Source organism: Spiroplasma endosymbiont of Megaselia nigra, from assembly GCF_003987485.1.
Classification (GTDB): domain Bacteria; phylum Bacillota_I; class Bacilli_A; order Mycoplasmatales; family Mycoplasmataceae; genus Spiroplasma.
On sequence record NZ_RCOO01000313.1, the window covers coordinates 1 to 781 of the forward strand.

Consider the following 781-nt stretch of genomic DNA (forward strand, 5'->3'; position numbering starts at 1 on the left):
ATCTGAAAAAATGTTAGCACAATTAGCAGAAAATGATGAACCAATTGATTATTCAATTGATAGTATTCCATTAGACTTTGCTAATCAATCACAATATAGCGACCCCGATTTAGAACAATTATTTACAGAAGATCGTGCAAGAACCTTATATATTTATAAAATTAATAATCTTGTTAAGACAAAACAAAAAACTACCTTAAACTACTCTCAAAATAGCGTTAAAATCGGTTTTATTGATAAAGATGAATATATTAAAATTGTTGGTTATGAAATTAGTGACTTTAATTTTAAGTTACAAATTCAACAAAACACAACAATCCAAGATAATAGTACAAGTTATGTAATGATTGATGAAAAAGATATTTTAATTAATAATATCCCAAAACAAGACAAAGAATTTTTAGAATCCTACGACTTAAAAATAGTATCTATTAATGAACCAATTAGTGAAGACAATAAAAATGAATGTTGTATCATTGAAGAATACAAACGCCCTTATTCACCAGATGGGGTTAATATTATTAAATATGCGCATTTAGTTAAAATAACTGATTTTAAATGAGAAAATCAAAATAATATTCATTTAGTTTTACAAAAATCATTGCCTGAAGATGCTGTATTTACTGGAATTGAAATTAAGTATCCTAAATCAATGTTATTTGGAAATATTAAATGTTGAGGTAATGTTAATGGTGTTTATTCTTATCCACAATCTATAGTTGAAAATGCTAGTTTAGTACCTTTATTATCAATGCCCATTGAAACAAATCCTAATGTACGA

The 781-nt window shown here is 25.6% G+C and carries 1 protein-coding gene; it reads left to right on the forward strand.

Annotation, left to right across the window (positions count from 1 at the left end):
- A partial coding sequence (locus tag D9R21_RS07855; RefSeq protein WP_158614017.1) for a hypothetical protein occupies window positions 1-781 on the forward strand: 781 nt, incomplete at both ends.